Annotated in this window: 1 protein-coding gene; it reads left to right on the top strand. The window is 42.9% G+C overall.

Annotation, left to right across the window (positions count from 1 at the left end; all coding sequences use genetic code 11):
* The first annotated feature begins 173 nt into the window (after positions 1-173).
* Positions 174-1109 (top strand): hypothetical protein, encoded by a 936-nt coding sequence (locus V6942_RS23325; protein ID WP_072855034.1) that lies wholly within the window; start codon positions 174-176, stop codon positions 1107-1109.
* The last annotated feature ends 207 nt before the right edge of the window (positions 1110-1316 follow it).

Genomic DNA, 1316 nt, shown 5'->3' on the forward strand with positions numbered 1-1316 from the left:
ACATTATGCGCACCAACATAAACCAAGGGAGAATCCAGTGATTTGTGGGCATCCTTGTTCTCGCAGAATATGGATGTGCTGAGTCTGGTTGGTTCGCCTAACGGTTGAAATGTCTTGCGGCCTTCACTGGGCTTGTTGAGTGTTCTGAATGTTCGCTTCAGGAACTGATTCAAATGAAACGATTAATACTGTTATCTGTTATGGTTGCGACGCTCCCGCCTTACGCTATATCCGCTGAAGATATTTCCCCCGAATCTCTTTCGGGAAAGCCCAGTTCTGAGTTGGGTGATTTTGTTTATTCAGCAATGCCGGATGCTGGTCACGGCTTGTCGTGGGACTGGCAGTCAAACTCAGATATTGTTTGGGCTGACGGTGTTACGCAAACAGCTTCCGGAATGTCACTCCGCACTGGATTTGCTCGCATCAATGTTATGGGCGTTAAATCAACAGTGCTGGAGAAAAGGAAAAAAGAATTAGGCTGGGAGGTTTCCCTTGGAACGTCAATGCCAGCCAAGTTCGGCCCTGAATATATATCAATGGCACCATCAAAATGTGGTGGATATCTGAATGAGAATTGTACATTCAATCCTGCCTCATCACTCACGAAGAGAGGCATTGAGTTTCATAAAATCTGCTCAACCATAGCGGGTGGTCCGAATACTACGGATGTGTACGTCGTCAGGGTAGTCAAAAAAGAAAGCATGTTAATGACATGGGTGAATAGCGCCGGTTCGAGTGCAAGCTCAAGCTGGCTGGAATTGAGAATGTACTCACCTGAAAGTGCAGCATTATATTGTGATGAAACTGTAAAGAAAGAATACTCATTCGCCACTCAGGATGGACGAAGCAAGAAGGAATTAGTGCATGACACTAAAATAATTACGGATGCATTATCAAAAGCCATTTCCGGAATCGATGGTGCTAATGATGCGGTGTGTCATGCCAGGATATTCGCAGACGGTTATGGTGGCATATCTGCATTTGATGCAAGTCAGAAAGATAATGACATTGTATTCTGCGAATCCATCATTAATAGGTTGAGTGGCATTCGGCTCCCCTCACCTTCGAAAAATGCATCAACAATAATTAATCTTGACGTGAAAAACTAATAAGGAAAGCAAGAAAGGAAATGAATTCTTCATTTTTAACAAAATACCTGTCAAAGTTGACGCTCACCATTAACATAATTCTGACCGTGATGACATGGTTCTATCTAATCGGAACTGACAACCCGATATGGTATTCGATAATTCAGAGTTATGTTTTCATCAGTTTCGATACGGCGAAAATCATCATCACTGTTATCTGTATTGTCT

Origin of the sequence: Kluyvera genomosp. 2, from assembly GCF_036759865.1 — a bacterium.
In the GTDB taxonomy this organism is placed as follows: Bacteria; Pseudomonadota; Gammaproteobacteria; order Enterobacterales; family Enterobacteriaceae; genus Kluyvera; species Kluyvera ascorbata_B.